We start from the raw sequence: 1475 nt of genomic DNA on the forward strand, positions 1-1475 counted from the left end.
ATCCGGCATTGTTCAACCGGACCACTGCCCCATTTAACCGTCAGCGCACCCTGGTCTTCCAGTCCACGCGCAAATATTCTGCTGTCCTGACCGACCACACCCACGCTCTTGCCTTGTTCGTCTTCCACACTCGCTCCAAATGGCAACGCACCACCACCCAGTTTCGGCGCCTGAATCAATGCCGCCCGACCACTCACCGTCTCGTACTTCATCATCACTATAGAGCCTGCGCGCGGCGCCACCTGCGCTGATGTCGATTTAAATTCGACATCGGTGGACGTACCCTTCGGGTCGATATCCACTACGTTCATGCTGTACGGCGACAGGTACGGAATCACCGCGTAACCGCGTGAATCCACCTTCGTTCCCGGCGAACTCGTCACCATCGCACCGGCCGCAGCGGGTGCCTCTACAATGCCGATCGTGTCGCCCACAGTCTGCGATAACGTCACGCCACCCGGATGCGCGACCACCGAACCCTGCACGCCCGCCGACACCTGACGCGTTCCAGCGCCACCACTTGCCGATGCATTCAACGTCGCGTAAGGCGCACGATACGTCCCGCTCACCCCCGCATTGCCGTTGTTCGCCGACGTGCCCCCAGCGTTATACGTGCCATATCCGTTGTACGAGAACTGGTTCATTTCGCCAAGCGAACCACTCACGTTCGCCTGCATGTTCGTCGCGCCATCCGAGGTGTGCGACGCGTTCGTGGTCAGCATCGGCGCATGCGCCTTGTGGCCCAGCGGAATGGTCGTGCTCAGCATGAAGTCGTTCGATAGCTGACCGTCCATCGAACGCGTGCGGCCAGCCGTCAGGCTGTAGGTACCGTACTTGAACGCGTTGGTATAGCCGGCCTGGAACAGCGTGTCGTTACCACCGTGGTTCCAGTAGTTCTGCGACGAGCCCGTTACGAACATCGTGCCGTGATCACCGAGCTTTTGATTGATCGATACCTGCATGCGATTACGCTGCCGGTAAATCGCGTTGATATCGCCACCATGGTCTGCGATATCGCGCACCATCGCCGCGTCGTTCAGGTTCATGTAACCCGCCGTCGAGAAGCGATACGCCGCCACCGCGATATTCGTGTCCGTTGCCGCGATGAACTTGCTGTAACCCACGCGCAAGCTCGTGCCGTGCATCGACTGTGCGTTCGGGATGCTGGTTACCGCGCCCGTGACGTCCATCGAGAACGCGCCAATGCCCGTGTTCAACGCCCCGCCCACGTTCATTGCGCCATATCCCGTCGATGCCACCACGCCGCCATAAGCGGTGACGGTGTTCGTCAGACCGCGCTGGATCGTGAACTGGCCGAAGACGGGCTTCGTATCGAGCGAATCGTTGCGCAGTTGACCAGCGGTTGCGCTGAAACGCGTGACGCCCGGGCGCAGCAATTGCGCCACCGATGCAAACGGCACCGTGAACTCCTTGCTGCGGCCATCGGCTTCGGTGACCGTGACGACCAGATCGCC

Annotated in this window: 1 protein-coding gene; it reads right to left on the minus strand. The window is 60.6% G+C overall.

Going from position 1 to position 1475, the window contains the following annotated elements:
- Positions 1–1475 (minus strand): fimbria/pilus outer membrane usher protein (locus FH08_RS0133785; protein ID WP_035567905.1); only part of this gene is annotated, 1475 nt, incomplete at both ends.

This window comes from Caballeronia sordidicola, assembly GCF_000729995.1.
Lineage (GTDB): Bacteria > Pseudomonadota > Gammaproteobacteria > Burkholderiales > Burkholderiaceae > Caballeronia > Caballeronia sordidicola_A.